The organism is Enterobacter cloacae complex sp. S1 (assembly GCF_014930525.1).
Classification (GTDB): domain Bacteria; phylum Pseudomonadota; class Gammaproteobacteria; order Enterobacterales; family Enterobacteriaceae; genus Enterobacter; species Enterobacter hormaechei_C.
On sequence record NZ_JADBRE010000030.1, the window covers coordinates 1 to 15,287 of the forward strand.

At 55.5% G+C, this 15,287-nt stretch carries 16 protein-coding genes; 7 read left to right on the forward strand and 9 right to left on the reverse strand.

The annotated features are described in order from the left end of the window. Positions 1 to 38: 38 nt before the first annotated feature. On the forward strand, positions 39 to 1,139 hold the full coding sequence (chaA, locus tag IM290_RS18660; protein WP_003856672.1) for a sodium-potassium/proton antiporter ChaA: 1,101 nt from the start codon (positions 39 to 41) through the stop codon (positions 1,137 to 1,139). 105 nt (positions 1,140 to 1,244) lie between these two features. Here chaA and kdsA read toward each other — a convergent pair whose 3' ends face one another. Genes kdsA through hemA form a run of 6 tightly spaced genes read right to left on the reverse strand, consistent with a single transcriptional unit; the run spans position 1,245 to position 6,548 of the window. Then, positions 1,245 to 2,099 (reverse strand): 3-deoxy-8-phosphooctulonate synthase, encoded by an 855-nt coding sequence (gene kdsA, locus IM290_RS18665; RefSeq protein ID WP_003856671.1) that lies wholly within the window; start codon positions 2,097 to 2,099, stop codon positions 1,245 to 1,247. Positions 2,100 to 2,135: 36 nt separating this feature from the next. Continuing rightward, the gene (sirB1, locus tag IM290_RS18670; RefSeq protein ID WP_006810913.1) at positions 2,136 to 2,945 is read right to left on the reverse strand and encodes an invasion regulator SirB1; all 810 of its coding nucleotides are present in this window, start codon (positions 2,943 to 2,945) and stop codon (positions 2,136 to 2,138) included. 3 nt (positions 2,946 to 2,948) lie between these two features. Next, the gene (gene sirB2 / locus IM290_RS18675) at positions 2,949 to 3,341 is read right to left on the reverse strand and encodes an invasion regulator SirB2 (protein WP_063133431.1); all 393 of its coding nucleotides are present in this window, start codon (positions 3,339 to 3,341) and stop codon (positions 2,949 to 2,951) included. Then, positions 3,338 to 4,168 (reverse strand): peptide chain release factor N(5)-glutamine methyltransferase, encoded by an 831-nt coding sequence (gene prmC / locus IM290_RS18680; RefSeq protein WP_193042506.1) that lies wholly within the window; start codon positions 4,166 to 4,168, stop codon positions 3,338 to 3,340. Before prmC ends, sirB2 begins: the two co-directional genes overlap by 4 nt. Further along, positions 4,168 to 5,250: a peptide chain release factor 1 gene (gene prfA / locus IM290_RS18685; RefSeq protein ID WP_003856667.1), complete on the reverse strand. Its 1,083-nt coding sequence runs from the start codon at positions 5,248 to 5,250 to the stop codon at positions 4,168 to 4,170. The genes prmC and prfA overlap by 1 nt, the downstream gene beginning before the upstream one ends. Positions 5,251 to 5,291: 41 nt before the next feature. After that, positions 5,292 to 6,548 (reverse strand): glutamyl-tRNA reductase, encoded by a 1,257-nt coding sequence (gene hemA, locus IM290_RS18690; protein ID WP_003856666.1) that lies wholly within the window; start codon positions 6,546 to 6,548, stop codon positions 5,292 to 5,294. Positions 6,549 to 6,749: 201 nt separating this feature from the next. Between hemA and lolB the strand changes: the two genes are divergently transcribed. From lolB to dauA, 4 genes are all read left to right on the forward strand, one after another. Further along, positions 6,750 to 7,361 carry a lipoprotein insertase outer membrane protein LolB gene (lolB, locus tag IM290_RS18695; RefSeq protein WP_045308281.1) on the forward strand — a complete coding sequence of 204 codons (612 nt, stop codon included), beginning with the start codon at positions 6,750 to 6,752 and terminating at the stop codon, positions 7,359 to 7,361. Continuing rightward, on the forward strand, positions 7,358 to 8,227 hold the full coding sequence (gene ispE, locus IM290_RS18700; RefSeq protein WP_017693293.1) for a 4-(cytidine 5'-diphospho)-2-C-methyl-D-erythritol kinase: 870 nt from the start codon (positions 7,358 to 7,360) through the stop codon (positions 8,225 to 8,227). Before lolB ends, ispE begins: the two co-directional genes overlap by 4 nt. A 125-nt stretch (positions 8,228 to 8,352) precedes the next feature. Continuing rightward, complete coding sequence (gene prs, locus IM290_RS18705) at positions 8,353 to 9,300, forward strand: ribose-phosphate diphosphokinase (protein ID WP_003856663.1); 948 nt, start codon at positions 8,353 to 8,355, stop codon at positions 9,298 to 9,300. A 124-nt stretch (positions 9,301 to 9,424) separates the two neighbouring features. Next, positions 9,425 to 11,104 carry a C4-dicarboxylic acid transporter DauA gene (gene dauA / locus IM290_RS18710; protein ID WP_023296766.1) on the forward strand — a complete coding sequence of 560 codons (1,680 nt, stop codon included), beginning with the start codon at positions 9,425 to 9,427 and terminating at the stop codon, positions 11,102 to 11,104. Here the strand turns inward: dauA and IM290_RS18715 are convergent. Together IM290_RS18715 and ychH are read right to left on the reverse strand one after the other, a co-directional pair. After that, positions 11,090 to 12,148 carry a MerR family transcriptional regulator gene (locus IM290_RS18715; RefSeq protein ID WP_017693291.1) on the reverse strand — a complete coding sequence of 353 codons (1,059 nt, stop codon included), beginning with the start codon at positions 12,146 to 12,148 and terminating at the stop codon, positions 11,090 to 11,092. The genes dauA and IM290_RS18715 overlap by 15 nt on opposite strands. Positions 12,149 to 12,268: 120 nt before the next feature. After that, on the reverse strand, positions 12,269 to 12,544 hold the full coding sequence (gene ychH / locus IM290_RS18720) for a stress-induced protein YchH (protein ID WP_003856655.1): 276 nt from the start codon (positions 12,542 to 12,544) through the stop codon (positions 12,269 to 12,271). A gap of 274 nt (positions 12,545 to 12,818) precedes the next feature. Between ychH and pth the strand changes: the two genes are divergently transcribed. Together pth and ychF are read left to right on the forward strand one after the other, a co-directional pair. Then, positions 12,819 to 13,403 (forward strand): aminoacyl-tRNA hydrolase, encoded by a 585-nt coding sequence (pth, locus tag IM290_RS18725; protein ID WP_006810922.1) that lies wholly within the window; start codon positions 12,819 to 12,821, stop codon positions 13,401 to 13,403. Between the two features lie 126 nt (positions 13,404 to 13,529). Then, the gene (gene ychF / locus IM290_RS18730) at positions 13,530 to 14,624 is read left to right on the forward strand and encodes a redox-regulated ATPase YchF (protein ID WP_003856650.1); all 1,095 of its coding nucleotides are present in this window, start codon (positions 13,530 to 13,532) and stop codon (positions 14,622 to 14,624) included. A 57-nt stretch (positions 14,625 to 14,681) separates the two neighbouring features. On the opposite strand, the gene IM290_RS18735 is transcribed toward ychF, so the two are convergent. Continuing rightward, entirely contained in the window at positions 14,682 to 15,032 is a 351-nt protein-coding gene (locus IM290_RS18735) for a hypothetical protein (protein ID WP_226876064.1), read from the reverse strand. Positions 15,033 to 15,287 lie beyond the last annotated feature (255 nt).

Sequence of the window (15,287 nt, forward strand, 5' to 3'; positions counted from 1 at the left end):
ATCTATAATTACAAGCACCTGCATTGTTGGAGAAACACATGACAGCAACACACGAGGCGGTAAAAACCCGCCACAAGGAGACCTCTCTCATTTTCCCGGTTCTGGCACTGGCTGTGCTGCTCTTCTGGGGAAGCAGTCAGTCATTGCCAGTGGTTGTGGGGATCAATATTCTGGCTCTGGTGGGTATTTTAACCAGTGCATTTAGCGTGGTACGCCATGCGGATGTTTTAGCCCACCGTCTTGGCGAGCCGTATGGGTCATTAATTTTAAGCCTTTCGGTTGTGATTCTTGAGGTCAGTTTAATTTCCGCATTAATGGCCACCGGCGACGCCGCGCCAACGCTAATGCGCGATACGCTCTACTCCATCATTATGATTGTTACCGGCGGCCTGGTCGGTTTTTCACTTTTATTAGGTGGTCGCAAATTTGCCACCCAGTACATGAACCTCTTTGGCATTAAACAGTACCTGATCGCCCTGTTCCCGCTGGCGATTATTGTGCTGGTCTTCCCGATGGCGCTGCCGGGTGCCAATTTCACCACCGGCCAGGCGCTGCTGGTGGCGCTGATTTCCGCGGCGATGTACGGCGTGTTCCTGCTGATCCAGACCAAAACGCACCAGAGCCTGTTTGTTTACGAGCATGAAGACGACGGCGACGACGATGACCCGCATCACGGTAAGCCGTCGGCGCACAGCAGCGCGTGGCATACGGTTTGGCTGATCGTGCATCTGATTGCCGTTATTGCGGTCACCAAGATGAATGCGAACCCCCTGGAGGCGCTATTAACTGAACTGAACGCGCCGGTCGCCTTTACCGGTTTCCTGGTGGCCCTGTTGATCCTGTCGCCAGAAGGCCTGGGAGCGCTGAAAGCGGTGCTCAATAATCAGGTGCAGCGTGCGATGAATCTGTTCTTCGGCTCCGTTCTGGCGACCATCTCCCTTACCGTTCCGGTGGTGACGTTGATTGCCTTTATGACGGGGAATGAATTGCAGTTTGCGCTGGGTGCGCCAGAGATGATTGTGATGGTGGCATCCTTGCTGCTGTGCCAGATATCCTTCTCCACCGGCCGCACCAATGTGCTGAACGGCGCGGCGCATATGGCGCTGTTTATTGCGTATCTGATGACGATATTTGCGTAATTTTTTTGCCGGGTGCGCTGCGCTTACCCGGCCTACGAAACCCGTAGGCCCGCGCAAGCGTAGCGCCGCCGGGCAAAGAAAAACCCGCCGAAGCGGGTTTTTTTATTAGTTGCTGGTATCCAGCTCGTCGAAGCTCTTCACCAGATCGTCAATCGCTTTGATCTGTTTCAGGAACGGCTCCAGCTTATCCAGCGGCAGCGCGGATGGACCGTCGCATTTCGCGTTAGCCGGATCCGGGTGCGCTTCAATGAACAGACCCGCCAGGCCGGTTGCCATACCGGCGCGCGCCAGTTCGGTCACCTGCGCACGACGCCCGCCAGACGCGGCGCCAAACGGGTCGCGGCATTGCAGGGAGTGGGTCACGTCGAAAATCACCGGGGACTGGTTAGAGACGTTCTTCATCACGCTGAAGCCCAGCATATCCACAACCAGGTTGTCATAACCGAAGTTTGAACCACGGTCGCACAGGATCACCTGGTCGTTACCGCCTTCGATAAACTTGTCGACGATGTTACCCATCTGGCCAGGGCTCACGAACTGCGGTTTTTTCACGTTAATCACGGCACCGGTTTTCGCCATCGCTTCTACCAGGTCAGTCTGGCGAGCGAGGAACGCCGGAAGCTGAATCACGTCTACCACATCAGCCACGGGCTGTGCCTGAGACGCTTCGTGCACGTCGGTGATCACTTTCACGCCAAACGTCTGTTTCAGCTCCTGGAAAATCTTCATCCCCTCTTCCAGGCCCGGGCCACGGTAGGAGTGAATGGAGGAGCGGTTGGCTTTGTCAAAAGAGGCTTTAAACACGTACGGGATGCCCAGCTTTTGGGTCACGGTCACGTAGTGTTCGCAGATGCGCATAGCGAGATCGCGGGATTCCAGAACGTTCATACCGCCAAACAGCACGAACGGCAGGTCGTTTGCCACGTTGATATCACCAATGCTAACCACTTTTTGTTTCATAGGATCGCCTTATTCAGGTGTGAATCGGAATTAAGATTAATGCAGTGTAATGTGTTTATGCGCGATCGCGTTAATCTGCGCGCGGATCATCTCGCTGATCGGGTCTTCCGGACATTGCTCGACGAAATAATTCAAATCATTCAGCGCCACGTGCTCGCAGTCGAGCTGCGCATAAATCAGGCCGCGGTCGCGGATTTCGTACGGATCTTCCGGATTGAACTGCAACAGCACTTCGCTTGCGCGCAGAGCCAGCTCCATCTGACGCTCTTCCATCAGCGCAGACTTCAGCGTATCCAGGAGCTTGCGGATCACTTCGGCGTTATCGGCTTCATCGAGATCTTCATTGAACAGCTCAGCTATCGGGCTGATGTTGCCTTTCAGCCAGACGTCCAGCGTATGCTCATCCAGCGTGTCGCCGTTAAACGGATTGATTAACCACATCTCACCGTCCAGCCACTCCGCCCGCAAAATCATCTGCGTCGGGAAAATGACCGGCACCAGTGGAATATCCAGCTCGTGCGCAACCCACAGTAAAATGGCGCCCAACGCGACGGCGCTGCCCTGACGATTTTTCAACACCTGGTCCAGCCACAGTGCGTCAGACAGGCGGTACACGCCTCGCGTGTCGCAGAAACCCCATTCGCCGTAGAAAAGCTCAATCAGCTTCTCTAATTGCCAGTCCTGCGGACGTGCCTGATTGATCTCCTCGCGCGCCAGGCTGACCAGATTCTCCAGTTCAGCGTAAACGTACTGTGACGTAAAATCGTCGCGGATCATCTCTGAAATCAGGATCATACCATCGCAGAGCGGCACTTTGTTAAATTCGAAATCGGCTAAGGACCTCATGACTTACCCCAGTAACGGTATTCTTGTGGTGGCGAGTTTAATGATGATGTACAGCACCACCAGACCCAGCAAAAAGGCGATAAACCCTGTCTGCTGGCTGCGCGGACGATGACGCCCAAGCGCGATAAAACCCAAAACGATGTAGATGATAACGCCAAACAGCTTTTCAGTCAGCCATGCGCCTTTATCAGTAAATGGCAGATAGCCGGTTTTCCACATTAACCCGGCTCCGGAAAGGAACAGCACCGTGTCGATACAGTGCGGGGCGATGCGTACCCAGCGGGCGTTAACCAGCGGATTGTTGCTGTAGCGCCACCAGTAGCGGGCAATGAAAAAGCCAATGGTCAGGGCAACGGAAACCAGGTGAACGGAGATCAGCAGCGTAAACAGGCTCATGACCACTGCCCCAGCGTCAGACGTTCATTGCCGCCGTAATCCCGGCAGGTTTCCACGGCAGCGTATCCGGCACGCGTAAACAGCGCTCGCACCGCCTCTCCCTGCGTCCAGCCATGTTCCACCAGCAGCCAGCCACCGGGAAGCAAATGTTGTCGTGACGTTGTCACAATGTGATCGAGATCCGCAAGTCCCTGATTCGCAGCGACCAGCGCGGTCAACGGTTCAAAACGCACGTCGCCCTGCGCGAGATGCGGATCGTCTTCGTCGATGTAGGGCGGATTGCTGACAATCATTTCGAACACACGGCTTTCAAGCGCGGCAAACCAGCTGCTTTGCAGAACGGAAACATTGTTCAGCCCCAGCCGTTCAACGTTGCGCCGCGCGAGAGCGACCGCATCAGGCATTACGTCTACCGCCGTCACGGTGCAGTACGGTCGCTCGCTGGCAAGCGCCAGCGCAATCGCGCCGGTGCCAGTACCGAGATCGAGGATCTGACACGGCTGCGCCGGTAACCGCGCCAGCGCCTGCTCCACCAGACACTCGGTGTCCGGGCGCGGGATCAGCGTGGCCGCTGAAACGTACAGCGGAAGTGACCAGAACTCGCGTTCGCCAACCAGGTGCGCCACCGGCTCGCCGGTTTTACGGCGGGCAAGCAGCGCCTCCAGCTGCGATTGCTGTTCAGCGGTCAGCGCGGTTTCGCCGAAAGCCAGCAGATACGTGCGGGCTTTACCCGTCACATGCTCAAGCAGAATTTCGGCGTCACGCTTCGGGCTTTCACTTGCAGAAAGCTCACTGGCGGCATGGCGTAACCAGCGCTGAAAATCCATTAATCCTGCTCGGACAGTGCCGCCAGCTGGTCGGCCTGGTATTCCTGCACGATAGGCTCAATCAGCATATCGAGCTTGCCTTCCATCGCCTCATCCAGACGGTAGAGCGTCAGGTTGATGCGATGGTCGGTTACGCGACCCTGCGGGAAGTTATAGGTACGGTTACGGTCGCTACGATCGCCGCTGCCCAGCAGGTTACGGCGGGTAGAGGCTTCCGCCTGCTGGCGTTTCGCCATTTCAGCCGCGTGGATACGGGCGCCCAGCACGGATAACGCTTTAGCCTTGTTCTTGTGCTGGGAACGTTCATCCTGACACTCAACCACAATCCCGGTGGGCAGGTGAGTAATACGGATAGCGGAGTCGGTGGTGTTAACGTGCTGACCACCTGCCCCTGAAGAGCGGAAGGTGTCGATGCGCAGATCCGCCGGGTTGATATCCGGCAGTTCCGCTTCCGGCAGCTCCGGCATCACCGCCACCGTACAGGCTGACGTATGAATGCGTCCCTGTGATTCTGTCGCAGGCACGCGCTGCACGCGGTGACCGCCGGATTCAAATTTCAGTCGACCGTACACGCCGTCGCCGCTGATCTTGGCGATAACCTCTTTGTAGCCGCCATGCTCGCCTTCGTTGGCGCTCATGATCTCCACGCGCCAGCGACGGGATTCGGCATACCGGCTGTACATACGGAACAGATCCCCGGCGAACAGCGCCGCTTCGTCGCCACCGGTACCGGCGCGGACTTCCACAAAAGCGTTACGCTCATCGTCCGGATCTTTCGGCAGCAGAAGCACCTGAAGCTGCTGCTCCATCTCTTCTGAACGCGCTTTTGCGTCCTGCAACTCTTCCTGCGCCATCTCGCGCATCTCAGGATCGTCGAGCATCATCTGCGCGGTTTCGATATCTTCCTGGACCTGTCGCCAGTCGGTAAAGCATTTTGAAACATCACTTAACTGCGCGTATTCACGCGACAGCGCGCGAAAACGTTCCTGGTCGGCAATGGTCCCGGCATCACCGAGCAGCGCCTGGACTTCTTCATGGCGCTCGTGCAGAGCTTCCAGTTTAGCGACGATAGAAGGCTTCATAGGCGTAAATGCACCTTGTCTTAGAAAATGGGTATAGGGCGCTATTCCAGCCCGAGGCTGTTGCGCAGAATAGTCAGGCGTTCATCGTCCCCGTCACGGGCAGCCTGCTGAAGAGATTTGGTTGGGGCATGGATCAGGCGGTTGGTCAGTTTCCAGGCTAAATCCTGCATAATCGCCTGCGCGTCGCCGCCCTGTTCAAGGGCCGCTAACGCTTTGGCCGTCAGGTCATCACGCACCTGCTCCGCCTGACCGCGGTATTCGCGGATGGTCTCGCTGACGCTTTGCGCGCGCAGCCAGGCCATAAATTCGCTGGTTTCCTGTTCAACGATGGTTTCCGCCTGCACAGCCGCCGCCTTACGCTGGGCAAGGTTGTGCGAAATGATGCTTTGCAGGTCATCCACACTGTACAGGTAGGCGTTCGCCAGTTTGCCCACTTCCGGTTCGACATCACGCGGAACGGCGATATCCACCAGCAGCATCGGCTGATTGCGGCGGGATTTCAGCGCACGCTCGACCATCCCTTTCCCGATAATCGGCAGCGGGCTGGCGGTAGAACTGATAATAATGTCCGCCTCTTTCAGACGTTCATCGATGTCGCTCAGCGCAATCACCTCAGCGCCCACTTCGTCCGCCAGCACCTGCGCACGTTCGCGGGTGCGGTTGGCGATGATCATCTTCTTCACTTTGTGTTCGCGAAGATGGCGCGCCACCAGCTCGATGGTTTCGCCCGCTCCCACCAGCAGTACGGTGACGGTCGACAGGGATTCAAAAATTTGACGGGCAAGGGTACAGGCCGCGAAAGCAACCGAAACCGCACTGGCGCCAATGTCGGTTTCGGTTCGCACACGCTTCGCCACGGAGAATGACTTCTGGAACATTCGTTCCAGTTCGCTGGCTTTCAGATGCCCTTTCTGGGAATCCGCGAAGGCTTTTTTCACCTGGCCGAGGATCTGCGGCTCGCCCAGCACCAGCGAATCCAGACCGCTGGCCACGCGCATCAGATGGCTGACCGCATCGTTATCCTGATGCCAGTACAGACTGTTGCGCAGCTCCTCTTCGTTGAGGTTGTGGTAGTCACACAGCCAGCGGATCAGCGCCTCGTGCAGGTTGTCCTGCTCCTCCACGCTTAAATAGAGCTCGGTACGGTTGCACGTCGACAGCACCACGCCACCCTGCACCATCGGTTGTGCAAGCAGGCTATCCAGCGCCAGGTCGAGCGTATCCGGCGAAAACGTAACGCGTTCTCGCAGTGAAACCGGGGCCGTTTTGTGGTTAATACCGAGTGCTAATAGGGTCATGTTGAGCGGGAGTAGTACCAGCGTTAATAAGGTTAGCAGGACGCATCATACAGGATGCGCGAGATCAATAAAAGAGACTGCCCCCTTTCGGAGTAATAGCTTACGCCACGCTTTGAGATAATTTGAACGTAGACGGTGGCACCCTTCAACGCTAGCATTAACAGTTATAACTGCAACGTATCTCAAGGATTTGTCATCATTATGACCCGAATGATTCGCCTGCTGCCTCTGGCGGCCCTGGTTCTGACCGCCTGTTCCGTTCATCAGCCGAAAGGCCCGGGCAAAAGCCCTGACTCACCGCAGTGGCGTCAGCACCAGCAGGACGTGCTGAAATTAAGCCAGTACCAGACCCGCGGTGCATTTGCTTATCTCTCTGACGAACAAAAAGTTTATGCTCGCTTCTTCTGGCAGCAAACGGGTCAGGACAACTATCGCCTGCTGCTGCTGAACCCGCTGGGCAGCACCGAGCTGGAGCTTAACGCGAAGCCTGGCGAAGCGCAGATCACCGATAACAAAGGCCAGCACTACACGGCAACCGACGCCGAAGAGATGATTGGCAAGCTGACCGGGATGCCGATTCCGCTCAATAGTCTGCGCCAGTGGATCCTTGGCCTGCCGGGTGATGCGACCGACTATACGCTCGACGATCAATACCGTCTGAGCCAGGTAAACTACACCCAGGGCGGTAAAACCTGGAAAGTGGTGTACAGCGCGTATGACAGCAAGACGCAACCGGCGCTGCCGTCCAATATGGAGCTGACGCAGGGTAGCCAGCGTATCAAGCTGAAAATGGACAACTGGATCGTTAAATGATGACCCACTGGCCCTCTCCCGCAAAACTGAACCTGTTTCTCTACATTACCGGGCAGCGCGCTGACGGCTATCACACCCTGCAAACGCTGTTTCAGTTTGTCGATTACGGCGACACCATCTCCATCGAACCGCGTCAGGACGGGCAGATTTGCCTGCTGACGCCGGTCGACGGCGTGGCGCATGACGATAACCTGATCGTGCGCGCTGCCCGCCTGCTAATGAAAACGGCGTCGACGTCGGGTCGTCTGCCGGCGGGAAGCGGTGCGGATATCCGTATCGACAAACGCCTGCCGATGGGCGGCGGTCTTGGCGGCGGCTCATCAAACGCCGCGACTGTACTGGTGGCGCTTAACCACCTCTGGGGCTGCGGTCTGACGACGGACGAACTGGCAGCGTTAGGGTTGACGCTGGGCGCCGATGTACCGGTGTTTGTGCGCGGCCACGCGGCGTTCGCTGAAGGTGTCGGTGAAATCCTCACGCCGGTCGATCCGCCGGAAAAATGGTATCTGATCGTTCACCCCGGCGTGAGCATTCCTACCCCGGTCATCTTTAAAGATCCTGACCTGAAAAGAAATACCCCGGCACGGTCAATAAAAACGTTATTAAATTGTGAATTCAGCAACGATTGCGAGGATATCGCAAGAAAACGTTTTCGCGAGGTTGATGCGGTGCTTTCCTGGCTGTTAGAATACGCGCCGTCGCGCCTGACCGGTACAGGGGCCTGTGTCTTTGCTGAATTTGACACCGAAACCGCCGCCCGTCAGGTGCTTGAGCAAGCGCCGGTTTGGCTGCATGGTTTTGTAGCACGCGGGATGAACACCTCCCCCCTACAGCAGGCCATTCTGGCGCAGACTGAGTTTCGGTGACAACGTCACCCTGTTCCAGACGTTGCATCGCGCTCTTTAATACACCGCCTGGATAGCGTTTGCTTAGGCCCCGCAGTTTGCGGCGAACGCTATCCACCACTGGACGCATGCCTGAGGTTCTTCTCGTGCCTGATATGAAGCTTTTTGCTGGTAACGCCACCCCGGAACTAGCACAACGTATTGCCAACCGCCTGTACACTTCCCTCGGCGACGCCGCTGTAGGTCGCTTTAGCGACGGCGAAGTCAGCGTACAAATTAACGAAAATGTACGCGGTGGTGATATTTTCATCATCCAGTCCACCTGTGCTCCAACGAACGACAACCTGATGGAATTGGTTGTTATGGTCGACGCGCTGCGTCGTGCTTCTGCTGGCCGTATCACTGCTGTTATTCCTTACTTTGGCTATGCACGTCAGGACCGTCGCGTCCGTTCCGCGCGTGTGCCAATCACCGCTAAAGTTGTCGCTGACTTCCTGTCCAGCGTCGGCGTTGACCGCGTACTGACGGTTGACCTGCACGCAGAGCAGATCCAGGGCTTCTTCGACGTGCCGGTTGATAACGTATTCGGCAGCCCAATCCTGCTGGAAGACATGCTGCAACTGAATCTGGACAACCCGATTGTGGTTTCTCCGGACATCGGCGGCGTGGTACGTGCTCGTGCTATCGCGAAGCTGCTGAACGATACCGACATGGCGATCATCGACAAACGCCGTCCACGCGCTAACGTTTCTCAGGTGATGCACATCATCGGTGACGTGGCTGGCCGCGACTGCGTGTTGGTTGACGACATGATCGATACCGGCGGTACGCTGTGTAAAGCCGCTGAAGCACTGAAAGAGCGTGGTGCGAAACGCGTATTCGCTTACGCCACTCACCCGATCTTCTCCGGCAATGCGGTAAACAACCTCCGTAACTCCGTCATTGACGAAGTTGTGGTGTGCGATACTATTCCACTGAGCGACGAGATCAAAGCGCTGCCAAACGTGCGTACGTTGACTCTGTCCGGGATGCTGGCCGAAGCGATTCGTCGTATCAGCAACGAAGAATCGATCTCTGCAATGTTCGAACACTGATCGAACACGGCCAAAAAACCCGCTACGGCGGGTTTTTTTGTTTATAGTATTTATTTGTATGACTTATGCCTCCTTCACCTGCCATTCACATGACAGATGATGCGCACACGGATGATAGATAATTGTGAAAAACGTAACCTCCTCACATGTTCTGCCCTTTCGCGCCCTCATCGACGCCTGCTGGAAAGAGAAATACACATCGTCACGCTTTGTTCGTGACCTGATAGCCGGGATCACCGTCGGGATTATTGCCATCCCGCTGGCGATGGCGCTGGCGATTGGTAGCGGCGTCGCGCCGCAGTACGGGCTGTACACCTCGGCCGTTGCGGGGATTGTGATTGCGCTGACGGGCGGGTCCCGCTTCAGCGTCTCCGGCCCGACTGCCGCCTTTGTGGTGATCCTCTACCCGGTTTCCCAACAGTTTGGTCTGGCAGGCCTGCTGGTTGCCACCCTGATGTCCGGCATCTTTTTAATTCTGTTTGGTCTGGCCCGCTTTGGTCGCCTGATTGAATATATTCCCCTTTCCGTAACGCTGGGGTTCACCTCGGGGATTGGGATTACCATCGGGACCATGCAAATTAAGGATTTCCTCGGCCTGCAAATGGCCCATGTTCCGGAGCACTATTTACAGAAAGTGGGCGCGCTGTTTATGGCGTTGCCGACGGCCAACCTGGGCGATGCAGCCATTGGCATCGTTACCCTCGGCACACTTATCGTCTGGCCTCGCTTAGGCATTCGTCTCCCGGGGCATCTGCCCGCTCTGCTGCTGGGCTGCGCGGTGATGGGCGTTGTCAACCTGCTCGGTGGACAGGTCGCCACCATTGGCTCCCAGTTCCACTATGTTCTGGCGGACGGCTCACAGGGCAGCGGCATTCCGCAGCTGCTGCCGCAGCTGGTTCTGCCGTGGGACATGCCGGGCTCCAGCTTCACCCTGAGCTGGGATTCCCTTCGCGCTCTGCTGCCTGCCGCGTTCTCCATGGCAATGCTGGGCGCGATTGAATCCCTGCTCTGCGCCGTCGTGCTCGACGGCATGACCGGCACTAAGCACAAAGCCAACAGCGAGCTGGTCGGCCAGGGCTTGGGGAACATCGTTGCACCGTTCTTCGGCGGTATTACCGCTACGGCTGCGATTGCCCGTTCCGCCGCGAACGTACGTGCGGGCGCGACATCACCGGTTTCGGCGGTCATTCACTCCCTGCTGGTTATCATGGCGCTGCTGATCCTTGCCCCGCTGCTTTCATGGCTTCCGCTCTCGGCCATGGCTGCGCTGCTGCTGATGGTGGCCTGGAACATGAGTGAGGCGCATAAGGTGGTTAACCTGCTGCGCCGTGCGCCGAAAGACGACATTATCGTGATGCTGATCTGCATGTCGTTGACCGTACTGTTCGATATGGTTATCGCCATCAGCGTCGGCATTGTGCTGGCCTCGCTGCTGTTTATGCGCCGCATCGCGCAGATGACGCGTCTCTCCCCGGTTAACGTTGAGGTGCCTGACGATGTGCTGGTGCTGCGCGTGATTGGCCCGCTGTTCTTCGCCGCGGCGGAAGGTCTGTTCAGCGATTTGGAATCCCGCATCGCGGGCAAACGGATTGTGGTGCTGAAGTGGGATGCCGTCCCGGTGCTGGATGCCGGCGGTCTGGATGCCTTCCAGCGCTTTGTTGCCCGCCTGCCGGAAGGCTGCGAGCTGCGGATAAGTAACCTTGAATTCCAGCCCCTGCGCACCATGGCGCGCGCGGGCGTGCAGCCGATCCCTGGCCGATTGTCCTTCTACCCTAACCGTGAAGCTGCGTTAGCGGATCTGTGAGTCATCTGATGCAGAGACGCGTCTTTGCATCATCACCCCGATCGCCTGCTGGAGCCATTCAAGCACGGCAGGCGTCATCCACGTGCCCTTCATCAGATGCGGCTCCTGCTGCATGGCGAGACGAAATTTTTGCTGGGTCTGCGGGTTTGTTCCCGCATAGGACTGGAATAAAACCAGCCAGTTTTCTGCCAGCTTTTGCGCATCGTCAGAAGCGGGACTGAGATTATCCCGCTGCGCCTGATGCAGCTTCGCCACCAGCGGCGGCCACTCCATCATCCGGTCAAAGTAGTGCGCCCGGGTAAAGGCCATCTCTTCGGCAGTGAGATATTTCTCCCAGATGCTGAGCTTTGATTCGGCAAACGCCCGCGTGATGTAATCAGTTATCTCCGGCGTAATGCCGGTTTGCTCCTGCATCTGCGGCTCCACGCTGTGCATCTCGTTCAGACGGGTCAAAAATTCCGGTTTGCCTGCGGTATCCTGCTCCAAGCGTTCCATCCACCGTGAAGCCAAATCGGTCGCCCGCGCGTCCGTGACGCTGACGTTCTGTTCCAGCAAGTGTTTAACTTCCGTCACCAGACCCGCCCAGATATCCGCCAGCGCCTCTTTCTCTACCGCAAACGGCAGTTGCTGCAACTCTTCTTTGCTAAACCAGCGATCGTACATATTCATTAACTCCAGAGTCTGTAGCCAGGATTCCAGATCCGGCGTCGCATCGTCGGTCAGCCCGGTACGCAATTCCACCAGCCGGTTGCGCAGCGTATGGATGCTACGCAGTTGCTTGTCCAGCAGAGTGATTTGCCCGTCGAGTAATTCGGCTAATGACAGCGAACGCTGTTCCAGAAAATCCCTGATTTCGGCAAGCTCCAGTCCGGCTTTTGCCAGCGCCTGGATCATATGCAGACGCTGCACATCCGCCAGGTTATAAAGCCGGTAGCCTGCCGCGCTTCTGGCAGAAGGTAACAACAGCCCTGTTTGCTCGTAGTGATGCAAAGTCCGCACGGTGATCCCGGCACGTTTCGCCAGTTCACCCACCTGTATCAACATAACGGCTCCTTTTGTTCTGCCAGTGTCGTTACTCTGAAGCCTTACGTTACGTGAGGGTCAATGCGTCATGCAAAAAAAAACGACTTCAGATGAAGTCGTTTCGGTGTTCTTTATGGGGCACTAGCTATGCTTGCGCTGGTCGCGGCGGCATCGTTTATCGTAATGGCGCACCCACCAGTATTTATCGCAGACTTCCTCATGTCCGCTCACGCGCGCCCCGGCGAGCCACAATACCGCACCAAGGAAGATACTCAGCACCGCGCCATGCGCAAAGTATTGTGGGAGGTCAAGCTGCGGTAATTGGTTTAAGATTGAATAACCGACACCGGCGACCATCACGAACAGTCCCAACCCCATTAGCACGTTACCGAGCATTGAAGCGTTTTTGCGTTTCATATGTCACCTCCGGAACTTTGGGTTGTCAGGGGAAAAGCCCCTTCTCCTTGTGTGTAAAGTATAGACAACGCCTCTTATATGAGTTGCGTGAATGATCACATTTACTGATCACTCCCGGACAAAAATTTACAAATAAGACATTGAACAGCTTGAAATTCTAATTATTCAAAGAGGAAATTATTCGCATTTCGGTATACAGCAGGCAGAACTTTGTCAAGCGGCGCGCCAGACAGTAAACTACGCGCCAGATCTGGAACCCATTAGGAAGTAAATCGTGACGATTAAACTGATTGTCGGCCTCGCCAATCCGGGCGCAGAGTATGCCGCTACCCGCCATAACGCCGGCGCCTGGTATGTTGATCTGCTGGCGGAGCGTTTGCGCGCTCCTCTGCGTGAAGAACCCAAGTTTTACGGGTATACCTCACGCATCAACCTTGCGGGTGCTGACGTGCGGTTGCTGGTGCCAACCACCTTTATGAACCTGAGCGGCAAAGCCGTGGCGGCCATGGCAACGTTTTATCGCATCAATCCGGATGAGATTCTGGTGGCCCACGACGAACTGGACCTGCCGCCAGGCGTGGCGAAGTTCAAACTGGGCGGCGGTCATGGCGGCCACAATGGTCTGAAAGACATCATCAGCAAACTGGGTAATAACCCTAATTTCCACCGTTTGCGCGTGGGAATCGGCCATCCGGGCGATAAAAACAAAGTTGTTGGTTTCGTACTGGGTAAACCACCGGTTTCTGAGCAGAAGTTGATTGACGAAGCGGTGGACGAAGCGGCCCGCTGCACCGAGATTTGGCTTCAGGACGGCCTGACGAAAGCCACCAATCGACTGCACGCTTTCAAAGCGCAATAATCGGCGTCCTGGGGCTTTTTTACCGCGCGTCGCGCGGGTTACGTGTATAATAGGCGTAGTTATTTACTTTTCTTCAATCGGTTATCGTTAACGGATTGATTATCAAGATATTAAGGTGATTTAGAAATGGGATTCAAATGCGGTATCGTCGGTCTGCCAAACGTGGGCAAATCCACCCTGTTCAACGCGCTCACCAAAGCAGGTATTGAAGCGGCGAACTTCCCGTTCTGTACCATCGAGCCGAACACCGGTGTTGTTCCTATGCCCGATCCGCGTCTGGACCAGCTCGCGGAAATCGTGAAGCCGCAGCGCATTCTGCCAACCACCATGGAGTTCGTGGACATCGCGGGCCTGGTAAAAGGCGCATCCAAAGGTGAAGGCCTGGGCAACCAGTTCCTGACCAACATCCGTGAAACCGAAGCGATCGGCCACGTTGTGCGCTGCTTCGAGAACGACAACATTATCCACGTTAACAATAAAGTGGATCCAGCTGACGACATCGACGTCATCAACACCGAGCTGGCCCTCTCTGACCTCGACACCTGCGAGCGCGCCATTCACCGCGTGCAGAAGAAAGCCAAAGGCGGCGACAAAGACGCGAAAGCGGAACTGGCTGCGCTGGAAAAATGTCTGCCACAGCTGGAAAATGCCGGCATGCTGCGCGCGCTGAAAAACCTGACTGACGAAGACAAAGCGGCGATCAAATACCTGAGCTTCCTGACCCTGAAGCCAACCATGTACATCGCCAACGTTAACGAAGACGGTTTCGAGAACAACCCGTATCTGGACAAAGTGCGTGAAATCGCTGCGGCTGAAGGTTCTGTAGTGGTAGCGGTTTGCGCTGCCGTTGAATCTGATATTGCAGAGCTGGACGACGCCGACCGCGAAGAGTTCATGGCCGAGCTGGGTCTGGAAGAGCCGGGCCTGAACCGCGTGATCCGCGCGGGCTATGAGCTGCTGAACCTGCAAACCTACTTCACCGCTGGCGTGAAAGAAGTGCGTGCGTGGACCATCCCTGTCGGTGCGACCGCGCCTCAGGCGGCCGGTAAGATCCACACCGACTTCGAGAAAGGCTTCATTCGTGCGCAGACTATCGCGTTTGAAGACTTCATCACCTACAAGGGTGAGCAAGGCGCGAAAGAAGCAGGCAAGATGCGTGCGGAAGGGAAAGATTACATCGTTAAAGATGGCGACGTGATGAACTTTTTGTTTAACGTTTGATTTGTTTTGAATGAAAAAAATCCACGCTTTGGCGTGGATTTTTTTTCGCGTGTCCTATCAATAGATAACTAGTTTGCCCGCTGGCCAAGTACCTGACCATCCACAGGGCATATGCCCAGCTTCATAAACATTAATTAAGCCTTCAAAAGCGAATGGCTCATGTAGTAAAGAACTATACGCATCTTCAAGCAAGTAATTCACAAGGTCCCATTTTAAGTTCTCAGTCATTGATCCTTTCTCAGACTCTGGGAAGATTATTTTTGGGATAATATCATTCGCCACAACTTTCTTAGCTTCTTTGACCAAAGAGTTCCAATATTGATATTTGTTAGTGTGTTTTTTTGCGAGATAGCCCGTTATTTCATAACCAGCCTCCAAGGTGGCACTTTCCCATTCATCGCTATTCAAGCCTTTTATAAATAAGCTAAGGGACTGAGCCTGGATAACACCAGGGAGTGTCGTTGCTACACCAAGATTAACAAACCAATTAATATTATTTAACCTATGTATTGCTAACTGGGATATCTTAATTTTTTAACCTGATTTATTCTACATGGGATTCTAGCTGCTTTCATACCACCAAGCCTGTCATGCTGTTTTATAATAAAACCCTATGATTTGTGTCACAGAGCCTTATTAAAAATATGAATATCAAAACAACAG